The following is a 16,533-nucleotide window of genomic DNA, read 5'->3' on the forward strand; positions in this document are numbered from 1 at the left end:
CCTGGCCCTTTACGCGGGGGCCGTCTCCGATTCCGCCTGGCCCTTTACGCGGGGGCCGTCTCCGATTCCGCCCCGGGGGCAGGCCGCACCGCCGCCTGCGGACCGGTCTCCGGCAGCAGCGCGAAGCAGCCCAGACTCAACAGCCCGAGCCCGGTCAGATACGCGGCGACGCCCCACGGCGGCCCGGCACCGCGGGACAGTGCGGTCGCCACGATCGGCGTCAGCGCGCCGCCGACCACCCCGCCCAGGTTGTAACCGACTGCGGCGCCCGTGCAGCGCACCTTCGGCTCGTACAGCTCCGGCAGATACGCCGCGATCACCGCGAACATCGAGATGAACGCCAGCATCGCACCAAGGAACCCCGCGAACATCAGAAGCGGTTCGGCGGTCTCCAGCAGCGCCACCATCGGGAACATCCAGACCACCGTCGCCGCACACCCCACGAGACACAGCGGCCGCCGTCCGTAGCGGTCGCCGAGCAGCGCCGCGAACGGCGTCAGCACGCCCATGATCGCGACGGCCGCCATGACACAGGCCAGCATCACCGTGCGGTCGACGCCGAGCCGCTCGGTGGCGTACGCGAGCGACCAGGTGGAGACCGCGTAGAAGACGGCGTACCCGACGGCGAGCGCGCCCGCGGTCAGCAGGACCAACCGACCGTGCCCGCGCGCCACTTCGAGGAGCGGCAGCCTGACCGGTTCGCCCATCGCGCGGAACTGCGGCGTCTCGGCCAGCGAGGTGCGCAGCAGCAGGCCGCCCAGAGCCAGCAGCCCCGCGCCCCAGAAGGGCACCCGCCACCCCCAGTCGCGGAACTGCGCGTCGCTCAGGGACGCGGACAGGGCGAGGACGACGCCGTTGGCGAGCAGGAAGCCGACGGAGGGCCCGATCTGCGGGAAACTCGTCCACAGCCCGCGCCGGTGGGCGGGCGCGTGCTCGGCGGTGAGCAGCACGGCGCCGCCCCATTCGCCACCGAGCCCGAGCCCCTGGAGGAAGCGCAGCACCAGGAGGAGTACGGGCGCCGCGACGCCGATCGCTGCGTACGAGGGCACACAGCCGACCGCCACCGTCGCCAGCCCGGTCAGGGTGAGCGAGGCGAACAGGACCGGGCGGCGCCCGTAGCGGTCGCCGATGTGTCCGAAGACGACGGAGCCCAGGGGGCGGGCGAGGAAGCCGGCCCCGAAGGTACCGAAGGCCGCGAGGGTTGCCGCGAGCGCGGAGAAGGTCGGAAAGAAGAGCGGGCCGAGAACGAGCGCGGCCGCGGTGCCGTACACGAAGAAGTCGTAGAACTCGATGGCGGTGCCCGCGAGCGAGGCGGCCGCGAGGCGGAGCATGGACGGGGGACCGGAGGCGGGTGTGGTGCTGGTGCGCATGGAGCGCCAACTACCCACGGTGACCAACCGTTACGGGGGCGCGCGGGAGCTCAGGGGGCGGGGCGGAGCCCCCGGAAACGGGGCCGGCGCCACGCGCGCCGGAGGCCGTGCGGCCGGGCGGGCACTGCGCGCGGACCCGATTGTCAGTGGCGGGTGCCACCATCGGGGCATGGACTTCTACGGCGCGGTGAACGGACCGGTTCCCCCTGCGGGGACGACGGCGCGTGCCGCCGACGGGCGGCTACCAGCCCCGTGCGTGCCACTCCGGCAGGTGCGGGCGCTCGTCACCGAGCGTGGTGTCGTTGCCGTGGCCGGGATAGACCCAGGTCTCGTCCGGCAGGGTGGCGAAGAGCTTGGTCTCGACGTCGTGGATGAGGCTGGCGAAGGCCTTCGGGTCCTCCCAGGTGTTGCCCACACCGCCCGGGAACAGGCAGTCGCCGGTGAACACATGGGGGTGCCCGTGCGGGTCGTCGTAGACCAGGGCGATCGAGCCGGGTGTGTGGCCGACGAGGTGGCGCGCGGTCAGCTCGACGCGGCCCACGGTGATGGTGTCGCCGTCCTCGACGAGCACATCGGTCGCCACCGGGATGCCTTCGGCGTCAAGGCGGCCCGCGTAGGTGCGGGCGCCGGTCGCGGCGACGACCTCGGCGAGCGCCTGCCAGTGATCGCCGTGGCGGTGTGTGGTGACGACGGACGCGATGCCGTCGTCACCGATCAGCGTGAGCAGCGTCCCGGGCTCCGCGGCCGCGTCGATGAGCAGCTGCTCGCCGGTGTTGCGGCAGCGCAGGAGATACGCGTTGTTGCCCATGGAGCCGACCTGCACCTTGGAGATCATCAGGTCGGTCAACTCGTGCACATCGGCGGGACCGCCGGCCTTCACCGTTCCGCTGTACGTCATGGGGTCAGCCTAGCCCCGGGGTCACAGCGGGGGCAGGGCGGGCAGTGCTCCTCCGGTCGTTTTCAAAGCGGCGCCGTCACGCCGTCCCGCGAGCCAGCCGACGAGGTCGGCGGCGCGGCCGTCGACCTGGACGGGATCGCCTTCGGCGCCGCCCCCGGTGGCCCACGTCCGGCCCTTGTCGTCGTTCAGGGCGATCGACGGCAGATCCTTGTGGCCGACGAAGCGATCGGTGAGGAAGTCGGTCTCGCGGCGGACGAAATCCTCGGAGAGGTCTTCGAGTTCATAACCGATCCCGAGGTCCACGTGGTGCAGTTCGACCTCGACGAGCCGGCGGAACGGCACGCGGGCCGCGGCGTCCGTCACGCCGTTGCGCAGCTCGACGGTGCGGGACCAGTCGGCGGGCCGCTCGCCCTCCGCCTGGAAGCGGGCCGCGCTGTCGCGTACGTCCGCGAGCTGTGCCTCCAGCGGACGCGGCGCATCGCGGTCGATGTCGGCGTCCCGGGTCTCGGCGCTCGCATACATGGGCCGCCCGGCCAGCACGTTGACGAGCGCGTCCGCGTTCCGCGCCAAATGGGCCAGCACATGGCCGCGGCTCCAGCCGGGCAGCCGTGACGGCGCGGCGACGGAGGCGTTGTCCAGTGCGGCGGCTGCGGTGAGCAGCCGGTCGGTGGCTTCGCGTACAGAGGCCAGGTCGCGTGCGTGATCAATCATGGCGCCGACGATAGCCCCGCCACTCGTCCGGGTGAAGGTGGCAGGACGAGACCGTAAATCGAATGCACGTGCTATACGCTCGGGAATGGGTTTCCGCTCGGAACCGTTGAGGAACCCGGGAACCTGTCTGGGTTCATCCAAGAATCAACCACATCGCCGCGGCGGCCCCCCTACCCTGGATGGGGGCTCCTGCAGCTCCCTCTCCCTATGAAAGGTGCGGACCGGCGTGGCCGACCGTCTCATCGTCCGTGGCGCGCGCGAGCACAACCTCAAGAACGTCTCGCTCGACCTGCCACGCGACTCCCTCATCGTCTTCACGGGTCTGTCCGGGTCGGGCAAGTCCTCGCTCGCCTTCGACACGATCTTCGCCGAGGGACAGCGGCGGTACGTCGAATCGCTGTCCTCGTACGCCCGCCAGTTCCTCGGGCAGATGGACAAGCCGGACGTCGACTTCATCGAAGGTCTCTCGCCCGCCGTCTCCATCGACCAGAAGTCGACCTCGCGCAATCCGCGCTCGACGGTCGGCACCATCACCGAGGTCTACGACTACCTGCGTCTGCTCTTCGCGCGCATCGGCAAGCCGCACTGCCCCGAGTGCCACCGGCCGATCTCCCGCCAGTCGCCGCAGGCCATCGTCGACAAGGTGCTCGAACTGCCCGAGGGCAGCCGCTTCCAGGTGCTCTCGCCGCTGGTGCGCGAGCGCAAGGGCGAGTTCGTCGACCTCTTCGCCGACCTCCAGACCAAGGGCTACAGTCGCGCCCGGGTCGACGGCGAGACCATCCAGCTTGCCGAGCCGCCCAAGCTGAAGAAGCAGGAGAAGCACACCATCGAGGTGGTCATCGACCGCCTCACCGTGAAGGAGGGCGCCAAGCGCCGCCTCACCGACTCGGTGGAGACCGCGCTCGGCCTCGCCGGCGGCATGGTCGTGCTGGACTTCGTCGACCTGGCGGCCGACGACCCCGAGCGCGAGCGGATGTACTCGGAGCACCTGTACTGCCCGTACGACGACCTCTCCTTCGAGGAGCTGGAGCCGCGCTCCTTCTCCTTCAACTCGCCGTTCGGTGCCTGTCCCGACTGCACCGGCATCGGCACCCGCATGGAGGTCGACCCCGACCTGATCGTGCCGGACGAGGACAAGTCGCTCGACGAGGGCGCGATCCACCCGTGGTCGCACGGCCACACCAAGGACTACTTCGCCCGCCTGGTCGGCGCGCTCGCCGGCGAGCTGGGCTTCCGCACCGACATCCCCTGGGCCGGCCTTCCGCAGCGCGCCAGGAAGGCGCTGCTGTCCGGCCACAAGACCCAGATCGAGGTCCGCTACCGCAACCGGTACGGCAGGGAGCGGGCGTACACCACCGCATTCGAAGGCGCCCTGCCGTTCGTCAAGCGGCGCCACTCCGAGGCGGAGAGCGACGGCGCGCGCGAGCGCTTCGAGGGCTACATGCGCGAGGTGCCCTGCCCCACCTGTGCGGGCACCCGCCTCAAGCCCCTGGTCCTCGCGGTCACCGTGATGGAGAAGTCCATCGCCGAGGTCGCCGCGATGTCGATCAGCGACTGCGCGGACTTCCTCGCCCAGCTGCGGCTCAACGCCCGCGACAAGAAGATCGCCGAGCGAGTCCTCAAGGAGGTCAACGAGCGGCTGAAGTTCCTGGTCGACGTCGGCCTGGACTACCTCTCGCTCAACCGCGCCGCCGGCACCCTCTCCGGTGGCGAGGCCCAGCGCATCCGGCTCGCCACGCAGATCGGCTCCGGCCTCGTCGGCGTCCTGTATGTCCTGGACGAGCCGTCGATCGGCCTGCACCAGCGCGACAACCACCGCCTGATCGAGACGCTCGTGCGTCTGCGCGACATGGGCAACACCCTGATCGTCGTCGAGCACGACGAGGACACCATCAAGGTGGCCGACTGGGTCGTCGACATCGGCCCCGGCGCCGGCGAGCACGGCGGAAAGGTCGTCCACAGCGGGCCCTTGAAGCAGCTCCTGAGCAACAAGGAGTCGATGACCGGCCAGTACCTGGCGGGCAAGAAGTCGATCCCGCTGCCCGACCTGCGGCGTCCCACCGACCCCAAGCGCCGGCTCACCGTGCACGGCGCGAAGGAGAACAACCTCCGCGACATCGACGTGTCGTTCCCGCTGGGCGTCCTGACCGCCGTCACCGGCGTCTCCGGATCCGGCAAGTCGACGCTGGTCAACGACATCCTCTACACGCACCTGGCCCGCGAGCTGAACGGGGCGCGCAGCGTGCCCGGCCGGCACACCCGGGTCGCCGGTGACGACCTCGTCGACAAGGTCGTCCACGTCGACCAGTCGCCGATCGGCCGCACCCCGCGGTCCAACCCGGCGACGTACACAGGCGTCTTCGACCACGTCCGCAAGCTGTTCGCGGAGACGATGGAGGCCAAGGTCCGCGGGTATCTGCCCGGCCGGTTCTCCTTCAACGTCAAGGGCGGCCGCTGCGAGAACTGCTCGGGCGACGGCACGATCAAGATCGAGATGAACTTCCTGCCGGACGTGTACGTGCCGTGCGAGGTCTGCCACGGGGCGCGCTACAACCGGGAGACCCTGGAGGTCCACTACAAGGGCAAGTCAATCGCCGAGGTCCTGGACATGCCGATCGAGGAGGGTCTCGAATTCTTCGAGGCCGTTCCGACCATCGCACGGCACCTGCGGACGCTCAACGAGGTGGGTCTCGGTTACGTCCGCCTCGGGCAGTCCGCGCCGACCCTGTCGGGTGGCGAGGCCCAGCGGGTGAAGCTCGCATCCGAACTCCAGAAGCGCTCGACGGGCCGCACGGTGTACGTCCTCGACGAGCCCACCACCGGGCTCCACTTCGAGGACATCTCCAAGCTGATCAAGGTGCTGTCCGGTCTTGTCGACAAGGGCAACACCGTGATCGTCATCGAGCACAACCTGGATGTCGTCAAGACCGCGGACTGGGTCATCGACATGGGTCCCGAGGGCGGCAACGGGGGAGGCCTCGTCATCGCCGAGGGCACGCCCGAGGAGGTCGCATCGGTGCCGACCAGCCACACCGGAAAGTTCCTGCGGGACATTCTGGGGGCGGACCGGATCAGCGACGCGGGGCCGTCGCCGGTGCGGAAGCCGGCGAAGAAGACGGTTTCCGCGGCTGCGTCCGGGTCTGCCAAGAAGGGTGCCGCGGCGAAGGCTGTCCCGGCGAAGAAGGCCGCCGCTCGGGGGGCCGGGGGTGCGAAGTCGGCGGCGCCGGCGAAGAAGGCGGTACGGGGTCGCAAGGCCTGAGCTGTGCCCCTCCCCGCCCCTGCCCTGAACCCTCCGGGGGCGGGGGAGGGTCGGGGAGGGGCGGGGCGTTTTTCCGGCGCTGCGCCCGGCCCCCCTGAGGCGCTTGAGGGGGCTCTGCCCCTCGGACCCCGGTGGGCCTTGCCCTCTGCGCTACCGCCCCGGATCCCGGTGGGGCCTTGCCCTCTGCGCTACGCCCCGGATCCCTTGAGGGGCTCGGCTTTCGGGCCCCGGTGGGGGTTTTGCTCCCTGGACGCAAGCGGGTTCAGGGGTGCGCGGGGAACTGCGCCGGGCCGGAGGAGAAGGCCGCCCGCACCTCCTCGGCCGTCGGGGGCTGAGCCCCCCTTCTCGCGCAGGTCAGGGCCCCCGCCCTCGCCGCGTAGCGCAGGACGCGCGGCCAGTCGGCCGCGGGCAGGGCGGATGCGGTCGGAACGTGCCGCAGCAGCGCCGCGTTCACCGTGTCGCCCGCGCCGATCGTGTCCACGATCTCCACCCGTTCCGCCGGCACCGCGTACGTCGCGCCCTGGGCGGTGTGCACCGACAGGCCGGCCGCGCCCCGTGTCACGACGACCGCCCGCGGGCCCATCTCCAGCCACTCCTCGACCGTGCCGCCGAGCCACGCCGCATCCTCCTCCGAGAGCTTCAGGAGGGACACGTACGGCAGCCAGCTCCTGAAGCGGGCGCGGTAGGCGTCGGCGTCCGGGATCAGGGGCGGGCGGATGTTGGGGTCGAGGAGCGTGAGCAGGCCTCGGCCCGACTCCCTGCGCAGCAGGGCCTCGTAGGCGCTCGCACCCGGTTCGAGGACCAGCGAGCAGGTGCCGAGGGACAACGCCGTTGCCTGGGGCGGGAGTTGAGGAGGAAGCTCGAAGAGGCGGTCGGCCGTACCGTCCGCGTAGAAGCCGTACCCCGCCGAGCCGTCGAGCCCCACCGCCGCCACCGTGAGCGTCGTCGGCTCCGGGCCGCGCTGCACCAAAGACGTGTCCACCCCGGCCGCGGCAAGGCCGCCGAGGAGCGCCTCGCCGAAACCGTCCGTGGACACCCGGGAACAGAAGGCCACCCGCGCGCCGAGCCGCCCGAGGGCCACCGCCGTGTTGTACGGCCCACCGCCCGGCCGGGGCGACAGCGGCCCCAGGGGGTCTCCGGGGTGCTGCGGCACCAGGTCGATGAGGGACTCTCCGGCAACGACGATCACGGCCCAGAACGTAACCCATCCCGAGTCCCCACGGGCAGCCCCACCCCGGCCGCAGTCTGCCCCGGTCCGGGCACGAGCTGCGGTATCTGGGCGTGGCTTGCCCGCGCTCGGGCGTGGCCCGCCCTCGGCCGCGGCCGGCCCCGCCCTCGGCCGCCGCCGGCCCGGCCCGGCCCCGGCGCGCCCTGCCCCACCCCCCGGCGCGACCCGCTCCGACCTGGGATCGGGCGGCTTCGATCCGGCGTCGGGCAGCCCCGGCGAAGGGCTGTCGTTCTGCGCCGGTATCGTCGAATGTGTAACCCGGGTCGGTTGCGCGGCGGCCGGTTCGGTCGTGGGGCGGCGGCCAGGACAAGACCAGTGATCAGTGGAGACAGCCCATGACCGGCCAGCCCGCCGCCCGTCGCACCGTGCTGAAAGGCGCCGCCCTCGCCGGGGCTGCCGGGGTCGGTGTAGCCGCTTGCTCCACCGAGTCCAAGCTCGGGCACGCCGAGACCCCCACCCCGACTGCCCCCGAGCCGCTCGGCTCCCCGGACGCGGTCCCGGTCGGCGGTGCGAAGCTCTACCGCGAGCAGCGCGTCATGGTGTGCTGCCCGGCGAAGGGCGAGTACAAGGCGTTCAGCGCGCAGTGCACGCACGCCGGCTGCCTCCTGGAGAAGATCGAGGACGGTCACGCGAACTGCCCCTGCCACGGCAGCCGCTTCAACGTGATGACCGGCAAGCCCGTCCATGGCCCCGCCACCGTGCCGCTCCCCTCGGTCCCGGTGAAGCTCAAGGACGGCCAGCTGGTGGCCGGGCCCGACGCCTGACAGTCGGCGCGAGGGGCTCACTCCCAGTCCCAGTCCACCCCCAGGATCCCCGGGCGTACGCCCTGCTCGACCAGGTGCACCGAACGGTGGCGCCCACTGAGCGTGAGGTCGCTGCGGCCCGAGCGGGTGGCGCCCGTGGAGCTCTGCGCGAAGCGGCGGCAGCGGGCCGGAAGGGCCCGCTCGTCGAACCTCACCTGCAGGACGTACTGGCCGCCCGCGAAGGCGAAGCCCCGCATGTACTCGTGGCTGGGGCCGCCCGTGCCGTCCTCGAAGCCGTATCCGAACAGGAACGTCTCGCCGGCCCGCAGCCGCGTGTCGAAGAGCAGCTCGGTGACGAGGACCCCGCTGGACCCGTCCCAGCGGACGCGCCCCGTGCGGCAGTTCTCACCCGCGCGCACCTCGACCCGCGCCGGATCGCAGCCGGCGTCGCCGCGGTGGATGGCCAGATAGCGGTCGACGCCGTCACGGTGGGCCCGTACGACATGCTGCGAGACCCGGCCACGCAGTTCGCGGTCCGCGCCGATACGGACCCGTTCGTGGTGGCCGACGGTGTGCAGCCCGCCGTCCACGGGTGACTCGAGCCCTGCGATGAGCTGCTCCACCACCCCCGACGCCTCGACGAGCGAGCGGTAGGAGCGGCCCGTGGGCCGGTCCACTTCGGCCGCGGACGCGTCGTCGAGCAGGCGCAGCAGGGAGTTCGCGGGAAGGCCGAGCACTTCTTCGAGCGCGCGCACCGCGCGCAGCGACTCGGGGCGCTGCGGCCGGCGTGCGCCCTGCTGCCAGTAACTCAGGCTGGTCACACCGACCTTGATGCCGCGCCCGGCGAGATGGTGCTGAACCCGCTGAAGGGGCAGACCCCGTACGGAGAGTGCGGCGCGCAGCGCCAGGTGGAACGGGCCGGTGTGCAGCGCCTGTTCGAGGTCGGCCTCGGTGTGGAGCATGGGGGACTCCTCAGTGAACGTTCACGGTGGGGGGTGGGCGCGGCGTGGCGGCAGGTCGGGGAAAACCTGGTGGCGGGGAAGGAGCGGTTCACACTCCGGCCACTTCGTTCACACCCGCGTCCCACCCCGCATTCAAGCGCGTTGACCTGCTCCCGACAACGCCCGATGCTCATCAGCAAGCGTCCGGACGCGATCCCCCACCATCCCCACCCCCCACCCCGCCATGGGAGGAACGCGATGCGCGACAAGAAGAGACGGCTGTCGGCCCTCACCCTCGTGGTGGCGGCCCTGTTCGCCGCCCCCACGGCAACAGCCACCGCCACCCCGCACAGCGACAAGCCGGTGCCCGCCGCAGCCGCCGCGGCGAGCGCTCCGAGCACCACGACCACGTCGGGCACTCCGAGCGCCGCGAGTGCCGCCAGTTCCAAGCGGCTCAACATCACCATGCAGGCCCAGCAGAAGGACAACTGGTGCTGGGCCGGCAGCGGCAACACCATCGCCACGTGGTTCGGCCGCACCTACACCCAGAACCAGTTCTGCAACGCGGCGTTCGGCCGGGCGCAGGGCTACGACTGCCCCAACTCGCAGGCCGACCTCGGCAACGTGCAGACCGCCCTGAACTGGGCCGGCATCAACTCGGGCTCCTACGTGACCGGTTGGCTGCGCTACTCGACCGTACAGACCGAGATCAACAACAACCGCCCGATCGAGACCCGCATCCAGTGGTCCAGCGGCGGCGGTCACATGCACGTCGTGTACGGCTACGACGACACCAACTCCTGGGTGTACTGGGGCGACCCCTGGCCCTCCAGCACCCGCTACAACTGGGCGTCGCACGACTGGTACGTCGACAACAACTCCTTCTCCTGGACCCACTCGCTGTACCGGATCGGGGCGTGACGACGATGAAGGTGACCCGCCTCGTACCCGCGGCCCTCGCCGTGGCCCTCGTCGGCCTCGCGGCCCCGCACGCCGCTGCCGACCAGGCCGGCCAGACCCCGCCGGCATCCGCCGAGTCCAAGGCCGCGGCCCGCCAGGCCGCGACCGCCCCCGCCACCCTCGACACGCTCTCCCGCTTCTTCTCCCGGGACGGCAAGGTGGCCCTGAAGGCCGCCGCCCCGCGCGTCGAGGGCGACGCGGTGCCCGTCTACGCGCTCTCCCCGCAGTTCGTTGCGGGCAAGGCCGGTGCACCGGTCGCACAACTGGAGTACCTCGCCTCCACGGCCGTCTCCGCCGACGGCCAGAAGGCGTCGCTGTGGACGGTCGAACAAGGCGCCTCCTGGAAGGTGGTGAACATAGCCACCGGCGATGACGAGTCCCGCTACACCGCGGCCGGCGCCGCGAAACTGCCCGGCGGCACGGTGTTCCAGGAGCCGCAGATCAACGCCTGGTACGTGGAGAAGGGCAGCACGGTACTCCCGCTCGACGAGGACGCCGTCAAGGCGATCGGTGCCGGTGGCACCACGCTCGCGGGTTACCAGAAGCGCGTCGCCAAGGCGTACGGGGACAAGCTGCCGGGCTCGGCGTACGACAGGTCGGGCAAGGCGGGTGGCTTCGCCGAGCCGGCCGCTGCCGAGCCGGCATCCGCCGGAGGTTCCGCTCTGCCGGTGCTGGCCGGGGCGGGGGCGCTGCTCGGGCTCGGGCTGAGCGGGGTGCTGCGCAGGCGTAGGCGGTTGTCGGAGTAGCCCCGGGCCGGGGTGGGGAGCCGCCCCTCTCCTCCCCGTCCCGGCTGCCCCGGTTCGCACGTCGCCTGCGGGCCGGAGGGGGGCGTCCGCGCGGTTCCCCGCGCCCCTTAGCCCCGTTTTCGTCTGCGGACCGTGCCCACGTCTCGCGCGGTTCCCCGCGCCCCTTGACTACTCGGTGCCGGACGGCATGGGAAACCTCAGCCCGTCATGAGGGTCCCCTGGCCCTTGAGGCCTTGGGGGAGTGTGAGGACGAGCGCCCTTCAGGCGCGATCGGGTCTGGGGCGGAGCCCAGGGGAGGGCTGGGTTGTCGGTGGGCGACAGTAGGGTGGGGGCCATGGCAGACCCCTCCACCTACCGCCCCAAGCCGGGACAGATCCCCGACTCGCCGGGGGTCTACAAATTCCGTGACGACCACCGCCGGGTGATCTACGTCGGGAAGGCGAAATCCCTGCGCCAGCGGCTCGCCAACTACTTCCAGCCGTTGACGAGCCTGCACCCCCGTACGGCCACGATGGTCACCACGGCCGCCTCCGTGGAGTGGACCGTCGTCGCCACCGAGGTCGAGGCGCTGCAGCTCGAATACTCCTGGATCAAGGAGTTCGACCCCCGCTTCAACGTCAAGTACCGCGACGACAAGAGCTATCCGTATCTCGCGGTGACCATGAATGAGGAGTTCCCGCGGGTCCAGGTCATGCGCGGCGCCAAGAAGAAGGGCGTGCGCTACTTCGGACCGTACGGACAGGCCTGGGCGATCCGCGAGACCGTCGACCTGCTGCTCCGCGTCTTTCCGGTACGCACCTGCTCGGCTGGCGTGTTCAAGCGCTCGGCGCAGATCGGCCGCCCCTGTCTGCTCGGCTACATCGGCAAGTGCGCCGCGCCCTGCGTCGGCCGGGTCACGCCGGAGGAACACCGCGAACTGGCGGAGGACTTCTGTGACTTCATGACCGGCCGCACCGGCGCGTACCTGCGCCGCGTCGAGCAGGACATGATGGTCGCGGCCGAGGACATGGAGTACGAGCGGGCCGCGCGGCTCCGCGACGACCTGGGTGCCCTCAGAAAGGCGCTGGAGAAGAACGCGATCGTCTTCAACGACGCCACTGACGCCGACCTGATCGCGGTCGCCGAGGACGAGCTGGAGGCGGCCGTCCAGATCTTCCACGTGCGGGGCGGCCGGGTCCGCGGCCAGCGCGGCTGGGTTACCGACAAGGTCGAGGCGGTCGACACCGCGGGCCTGGTCGAGCACGCGCTCCAGCAGCTGTACGGGGAGGAGACCGGCGACTCCGTACCGAAGGAGGTCCTGGTCCCGGCGCTGCCCGAGGACGCGGACGCGGTGAGCGGCTGGCTTGCCGCCCGGCGCGGCTCCGCCGTGTCCCTGCGCATTCCGCAGCGCGGCGACAAGAAGGCGCTGATGGAGACCGTCGCGCGCAACGCCCAGCAGGCCCTCATGCTCCACAAGACCAAGCGCGCATCCGACCTCACGACGCGCTCGCGCGCCCTGGAGGAGATCGCCGCCGCCCTGGAGCTCGACAGCGCGCCGCTGCGTATCGAGTGCTTCGACATCTCGCACCTCCAGGGTGACGACGTGGTGGCCTCGATGGTCGTCTTCGAGGACGGTCTCGCCCGCAAGAGTGAATACCGGCGCTTCCAGATCAAGGGCTTCGAGGGTCAGGACGACGTCCGGTCCATGCACGAGGTGATCAGCCGCCGCTTCAAGCGCTACCTCGCCGAGAAGGCACGTACGGGCGAGTGGGTCGAGGAGGAGGAGTCGGAGGCGGCGGAAGGGGCCGGCCGGCCCGGCGCCGACACGCCCGCCGGCGCCGACACGCCCGCCGGGGCCGACACGACGCCCGCCGGGGCCGACACGACGCCCGCCGGGGCCGACACGCCGGCCGCCACCCCGCTGCCCTCCGCACTGGAACTCGCCCCGGTATCCCTATCCGGTGAGGTCTCCGCGTTCCAGGACGAGGACGGCCGGCCCAAGCGGTTCGCCTACCCGCCGCAGCTGCTCGTCGTCGACGGCGGGCAGCCGCAGGTCGCCGCCGCCAAGCGGGCCCTGGACGAGCTCGGCATAGATGACATCGCGGTGTGCGGGCTCGCCAAGCGCCTCGAAGAGGTCTGGGTGCCGGGCGAGGACGACCCCGTGGTGCTGCCCCGCTCCAGCGAGGGGCTCTACCTGCTCCAGCGGGTGCGTGACGAGGCCCACCGCTTCGCCATCACCTACCAGCGGGCCAAACGGACCAAGCGCTTCAAGGCGGGCCCCCTGGATGCCGTGCCGGGCCTCGGAGACACCCGCAAGCATGCTCTGATCAAGCACTTCGGCTCGGTGAAGAGGCTTCGGTCGGCGACAATCGACGAGATCTGCGAGGTCCCCGGCATAGGCCGCAAGACGGCCGAGACCGTTGCCGCGTTCCTCGCACAGGCCGCCCCGGCGGCGCCCGCCGTGAACACGGCGACAGGAGAGATCATGGAAGAGGACGACGGGGGCAGCACGACATGACCGAGCAGAACGAAGACCGAGAAGCGGAAGCGGGAGAACACGTGAGTACGGGCACGACGATCGAGGCCGGCGGGGCCGATGCGCCCATCCCCGAGCTGGTGATCATCTCCGGTATGTCGGGCGCGGGTCGCAGCACCGCCGCCAAGTGCCTGGAGGACCTCGGCTGGTTCGTCGTCGACAACCTGCCGCCCGCGCTGATCCCCACCATGGTGGAGCTCGGCGCCCGCTCCCAGGGCAATGTCGCGCGGATTGCCGTCGTCGTCGACGTGCGCGGCCGCCGGTTCTTCGACAACCTCCGCGAGTCGCTCGCCGACCTCGACGCGAAGGAGGTCACCCGGCGCATCGTCTTCCTGGAGTCCTCCGACGACGCCCTGGTGCGCCGCTTCGAGTCGGTGCGCCGCCCGCACCCGCTGCAGGGCGACGGCCGGATCGTCGACGGCATCGCCGCCGAGCGCGACCTGCTGCGGGAGCTGCGCGGCGACGCCGACCTAGTGATCGACACCTCCAGCCTCAACGTCCACGAGCTGCGCGCCAAGATGGACGCCCAGTTCGCCGGCGACGAGGAGCCGGAGCTGCGCGCCACCGTCATGTCGTTCGGTTACAAGTACGGCCTGCCGGTCGACGCCGACCTGGTGGTCGACTGCCGTTTCCTGCCCAACCCGCACTGGGTGCCGGAGCTGCGTCCCTTCACCGGCCTGAACGAGGAGGTGTCGGGCTATGTCTTCAACCAGCCCGGTGCCAAGGAGTTCCTTGACCAGTACAGCGAGCTGCTCCAGCTGATCGCGGCGGGCTACCGCCGCGAGGGCAAGCGGTACGTGACGATCGCGGTGGGCTGCACCGGCGGCAAGCACCGCTCGGTCGCCATGTCCGAGAAGCTCGCCGCCCGCCTCGCCACCGAGGGGATCGAGACCGTCGTCGTCCACCGGGACATGGGGCGCGAGTGAAGGTGTACCGCCGGCGCACCGTCGGGCCGGGGCTGCGCACCGGCCGCAAGCGGGGCGCCCAGCCCAAGGTCGTCGCCCTCGGCGGCGGCATGGGCCTCTCGGCCTCGCTCGCCGCGCTGCGCCGCATCACCGGCGACCTGACGGCCGTCGTCACCGTCGCCGACGACGGCGGCTCCAGCGGCCGGCTCCGCGACGAGCTGGGTGTGCTGCCCCCCGGCGACCTGCGCAAGGCGCTGGCCGCGCTGTGCGGCGACGACGACTGGGGCCAGACGTGGTCCCGGGTCATCCAGCACCGCTTCCAGTCCAAGGGCGAGCTGCACGAGCACGCCGTGGGCAATCTGCTGATCGTCGCGCTGTGGGAACAGCTCGGCGACCATGTGCAGGCCCTCGACCTGGTCGGCAAGCTGCTCGGTGCCCAGGGCCGGGTCCTTCCGATGTCCGCGGTCCCGCTGGAGCTCGAAGCCCTCGTACGGGGGCACGACCCGGAGCGTCCCGACGACGTGGACACCGTGCGCGGCCAGGCCACGGTGGCGCTCACGCCGGGCGAGGTGCTCTCCGTGCAGCTGGTCCCGCACGATCCGCCGGCCGTCCCCGAAGCGGTCGCCGCGGTGCTCGATGCGGACTGGGTGGTGCTCGGCCCCGGCTCCTGGTTCTCCAGCGTCATCCCGCACCTGATGGTGCCCGAACTGCTGGATGCGCTGACCGAGACCAAGGCCCGCAAGGTCCTCTCGCTGAACCTCGCGCCACAACCGGGTGAAACCGATGGGTTCTCACCGCAGCGTCATTTGGAGGTTTTGGGACGACACGCCCCTAAACTCGCCTTCGACGTGGTGCTGGCCGATGTGGCCGCCGTGCCCGACCGGGGGAGCCTGACCGAAGCCGCGAAACGGCTCGGAGCCGAGGTCGAGCTGGCGCCCGTGGCCAGGCCCGATGGTTCTCCGAAGCACGATCCGGAGCTGTTGGCCGCCGCGTACGACCGTATTTTTCGGATGCATGGAAGGATCGGCCCATGGCGATGACGCCGGCGGTGAAGGACGAGATTTCCCGGCTGCCCGTCACCCGGACCTGCTGCAGGAAGTCGGAGGTCTCGGCGATTCTTCGATTCGCGGGCGGGCTGCACCTGGTGAGCGGCCGCATTGTGATCGAGGCGGAGCTGGACACCGCGATGGCGGCACGCCGGCTCAAGCGGGACATTCTGGAGATCTTCGGGCACAGCTCCGAGCTGATCGTGATGGCGCCGGGCGGCCTGCGCAGAGGGTCGCGGTTCGTCGTACGGGTCGTGGCGGGCGGCGACCAGCTGGCGCGCCAGACCGGGCTCGTCGACGGACGGGGCCGGCCCATCCGCGGTCTGCCGCCCCAGGTGGTCTCGGGGGCCACCTGTGACGCCGAGGCCGCCTGGCGCGGCGCGTTCCTGGCGCACGGCTCGCTGACCGAGCCGGGCCGCTCCTCGTCCCTCGAGGTGACCTGCCCGGGCCCGGAGGCGGCCCTCGCCCTGGTCGGTGCCGCACGGCGGCTCCAGATCGCGGCCAAGGCACGCGAGGTCCGCGGTGTGGACCGGGTGGTCGTCCGCGACGGTGACGCGATCGGCGCGCTGCTCACCCGGCTCGGCGCGCACGAGTCGGTGCTGGCCTGGGAGGAGCGGCGGATGCGCCGCGAGGTCCGGGCCACCGCCAACCGCCTCGCCAACTTCGACGACGCCAACCTGCGCCGCTCGGCGCGGGCCGCCGTCGCCGCCGGAGCCCGGGTGCAGCGCGCCCTGGAGATCCTGGCGGACGAGGTGCCCGAGCACCTGGCGGCCGCCGGGCGGTTGCGTATGGAGCACAAGCAGGCCTCCCTCGAGGAGCTGGGCGCGCTCGCCGACCCGCCGCTGACCAAGGACGCGGTCGCGGGCCGCATCAGGCGCCTGCTCGCGATGGCCGACAAGCGGGCCCAGGACCTGGGCATCCCCGGCACGGAGTCCAATCTGACGGAGGAGATGGCGGACGGCCTCGTCGGCTGAGCCTGCGCCCGTCGCGCAACTCGCCTTCGGCTGAGCCTGCGCCCGTCGCGCAACTCGCCGTCGGCTGAGCCTGCGCCCGTAGCGCAACTCGCCTTCGGCTGAGCCTGCGCCCGTCGCTCAACCCGTCTTCGGCTGAGCCTGCGCCCGTAGCGCAACTCGCCTTGACCGGCGCCCACTTGGTGGGCGCCGGCTCCGTTTTCCCGCAGGGAGCCCGGGGTCATGCGGTATTGACATGAT

General features: G+C 71.5%; 13 protein-coding genes. 8 read left to right on the top strand and 5 right to left on the bottom strand.

Translation table 11 applies throughout. The features are described 5' to 3' along the window. Positions 1–44 precede the first annotated feature (44 nt). The 3 genes from AB0D31_RS00865 to AB0D31_RS00875 form a co-directional block, all read right to left on the bottom strand. Complete coding sequence (locus tag AB0D31_RS00865; RefSeq protein WP_362715254.1) at positions 45–1,331, bottom strand: MFS transporter; 1,287 nt, start codon at positions 1,329–1,331, stop codon at positions 45–47. Between the two features lie 280 nt (positions 1,332–1,611). Then, complete coding sequence (locus tag AB0D31_RS00870) at positions 1,612–2,268, bottom strand: MBL fold metallo-hydrolase (protein WP_362715072.1); 657 nt, start codon at positions 2,266–2,268, stop codon at positions 1,612–1,614. A 21-nt stretch (positions 2,269–2,289) separates the two neighbouring features. Further along, a complete protein-coding gene (locus AB0D31_RS00875) occupies positions 2,290–2,979 on the bottom strand; it encodes a maleylpyruvate isomerase family mycothiol-dependent enzyme (RefSeq protein ID WP_362715075.1) in 690 nt (229 codons plus the stop codon). A gap of 214 nt (positions 2,980–3,193) precedes the next feature. On the opposite strand from AB0D31_RS00875, the gene uvrA reads away from it, so the two are divergent. After that, on the top strand, positions 3,194–6,238 hold the full coding sequence (gene uvrA, locus AB0D31_RS00880; protein WP_362715078.1) for an excinuclease ABC subunit UvrA: 3,045 nt from the start codon (positions 3,194–3,196) through the stop codon (positions 6,236–6,238). A gap of 262 nt (positions 6,239–6,500) precedes the next feature. On the opposite strand, the gene AB0D31_RS00885 is transcribed toward uvrA, so the two are convergent. Further along, positions 6,501–7,427, bottom strand: coding sequence for a carbohydrate kinase (locus AB0D31_RS00885; protein ID WP_362715080.1), 927 nt, complete (start codon positions 7,425–7,427; stop codon positions 6,501–6,503). Between the two features lie 374 nt (positions 7,428–7,801). On the opposite strand from AB0D31_RS00885, the gene AB0D31_RS00890 reads away from it, so the two are divergent. Beyond that, positions 7,802–8,230, top strand: coding sequence for a Rieske (2Fe-2S) protein (locus AB0D31_RS00890; RefSeq protein WP_362715083.1), 429 nt, complete (start codon positions 7,802–7,804; stop codon positions 8,228–8,230). Between the two features lie 17 nt (positions 8,231–8,247). Here the strand turns inward: AB0D31_RS00890 and AB0D31_RS00895 are convergent, their stop codons facing one another. Next, positions 8,248–9,171 carry a hypothetical protein gene (locus tag AB0D31_RS00895; RefSeq protein WP_362715086.1) on the bottom strand — a complete coding sequence of 308 codons (924 nt, stop codon included), beginning with the start codon at positions 9,169–9,171 and terminating at the stop codon, positions 8,248–8,250. Positions 9,172–9,408: 237 nt separating this feature from the next. Here AB0D31_RS00895 and AB0D31_RS00900 point away from each other — a divergent pair, with 237 nt between their 5' ends. The 6 genes from AB0D31_RS00900 to whiA all read left to right on the top strand — a co-directional run bounded on the left by AB0D31_RS00900 (position 9,409) and on the right by whiA (position 16,296). Beyond that, positions 9,409–10,071 (top strand): papain-like cysteine protease family protein, encoded by a 663-nt coding sequence (locus AB0D31_RS00900; protein ID WP_362715089.1) that lies wholly within the window; start codon positions 9,409–9,411, stop codon positions 10,069–10,071. A gap of 5 nt (positions 10,072–10,076) precedes the next feature. Then, on the top strand, positions 10,077–10,856 hold the full coding sequence (locus AB0D31_RS00905; RefSeq protein WP_362715257.1) for a hypothetical protein: 780 nt from the start codon (positions 10,077–10,079) through the stop codon (positions 10,854–10,856). Positions 10,857–11,190: 334 nt separating this feature from the next. After that, complete coding sequence (uvrC, locus tag AB0D31_RS00910) at positions 11,191–13,353, top strand: excinuclease ABC subunit UvrC (protein WP_362715091.1); 2,163 nt, start codon at positions 11,191–11,193, stop codon at positions 13,351–13,353. Further along, a complete protein-coding gene (rapZ, locus tag AB0D31_RS00915; protein WP_362715094.1) occupies positions 13,350–14,297 on the top strand; it encodes an RNase adapter RapZ in 948 nt (315 codons plus the stop codon). Before uvrC ends, rapZ begins: the two co-directional genes overlap by 4 nt. Beyond that, positions 14,294–15,316: a uridine diphosphate-N-acetylglucosamine-binding protein YvcK gene (gene yvcK, locus AB0D31_RS00920; RefSeq protein ID WP_362715097.1), complete on the top strand. Its 1,023-nt coding sequence runs from the start codon at positions 14,294–14,296 to the stop codon at positions 15,314–15,316. The genes rapZ and yvcK overlap by 4 nt, the downstream gene beginning before the upstream one ends. Further along, the gene (gene whiA, locus AB0D31_RS00925) at positions 15,307–16,296 is read left to right on the top strand and encodes a DNA-binding protein WhiA (protein WP_362715100.1); all 990 of its coding nucleotides are present in this window, start codon (positions 15,307–15,309) and stop codon (positions 16,294–16,296) included. The genes yvcK and whiA overlap by 10 nt, the downstream gene beginning before the upstream one ends. The last annotated feature ends 237 nt before the right edge of the window (positions 16,297–16,533 follow it).

It is taken from the genome of Streptomyces sp. NPDC048361 (assembly GCF_040651795.1).
GTDB lineage: Bacteria > Actinomycetota > Actinomycetes > Streptomycetales > Streptomycetaceae > Streptomyces.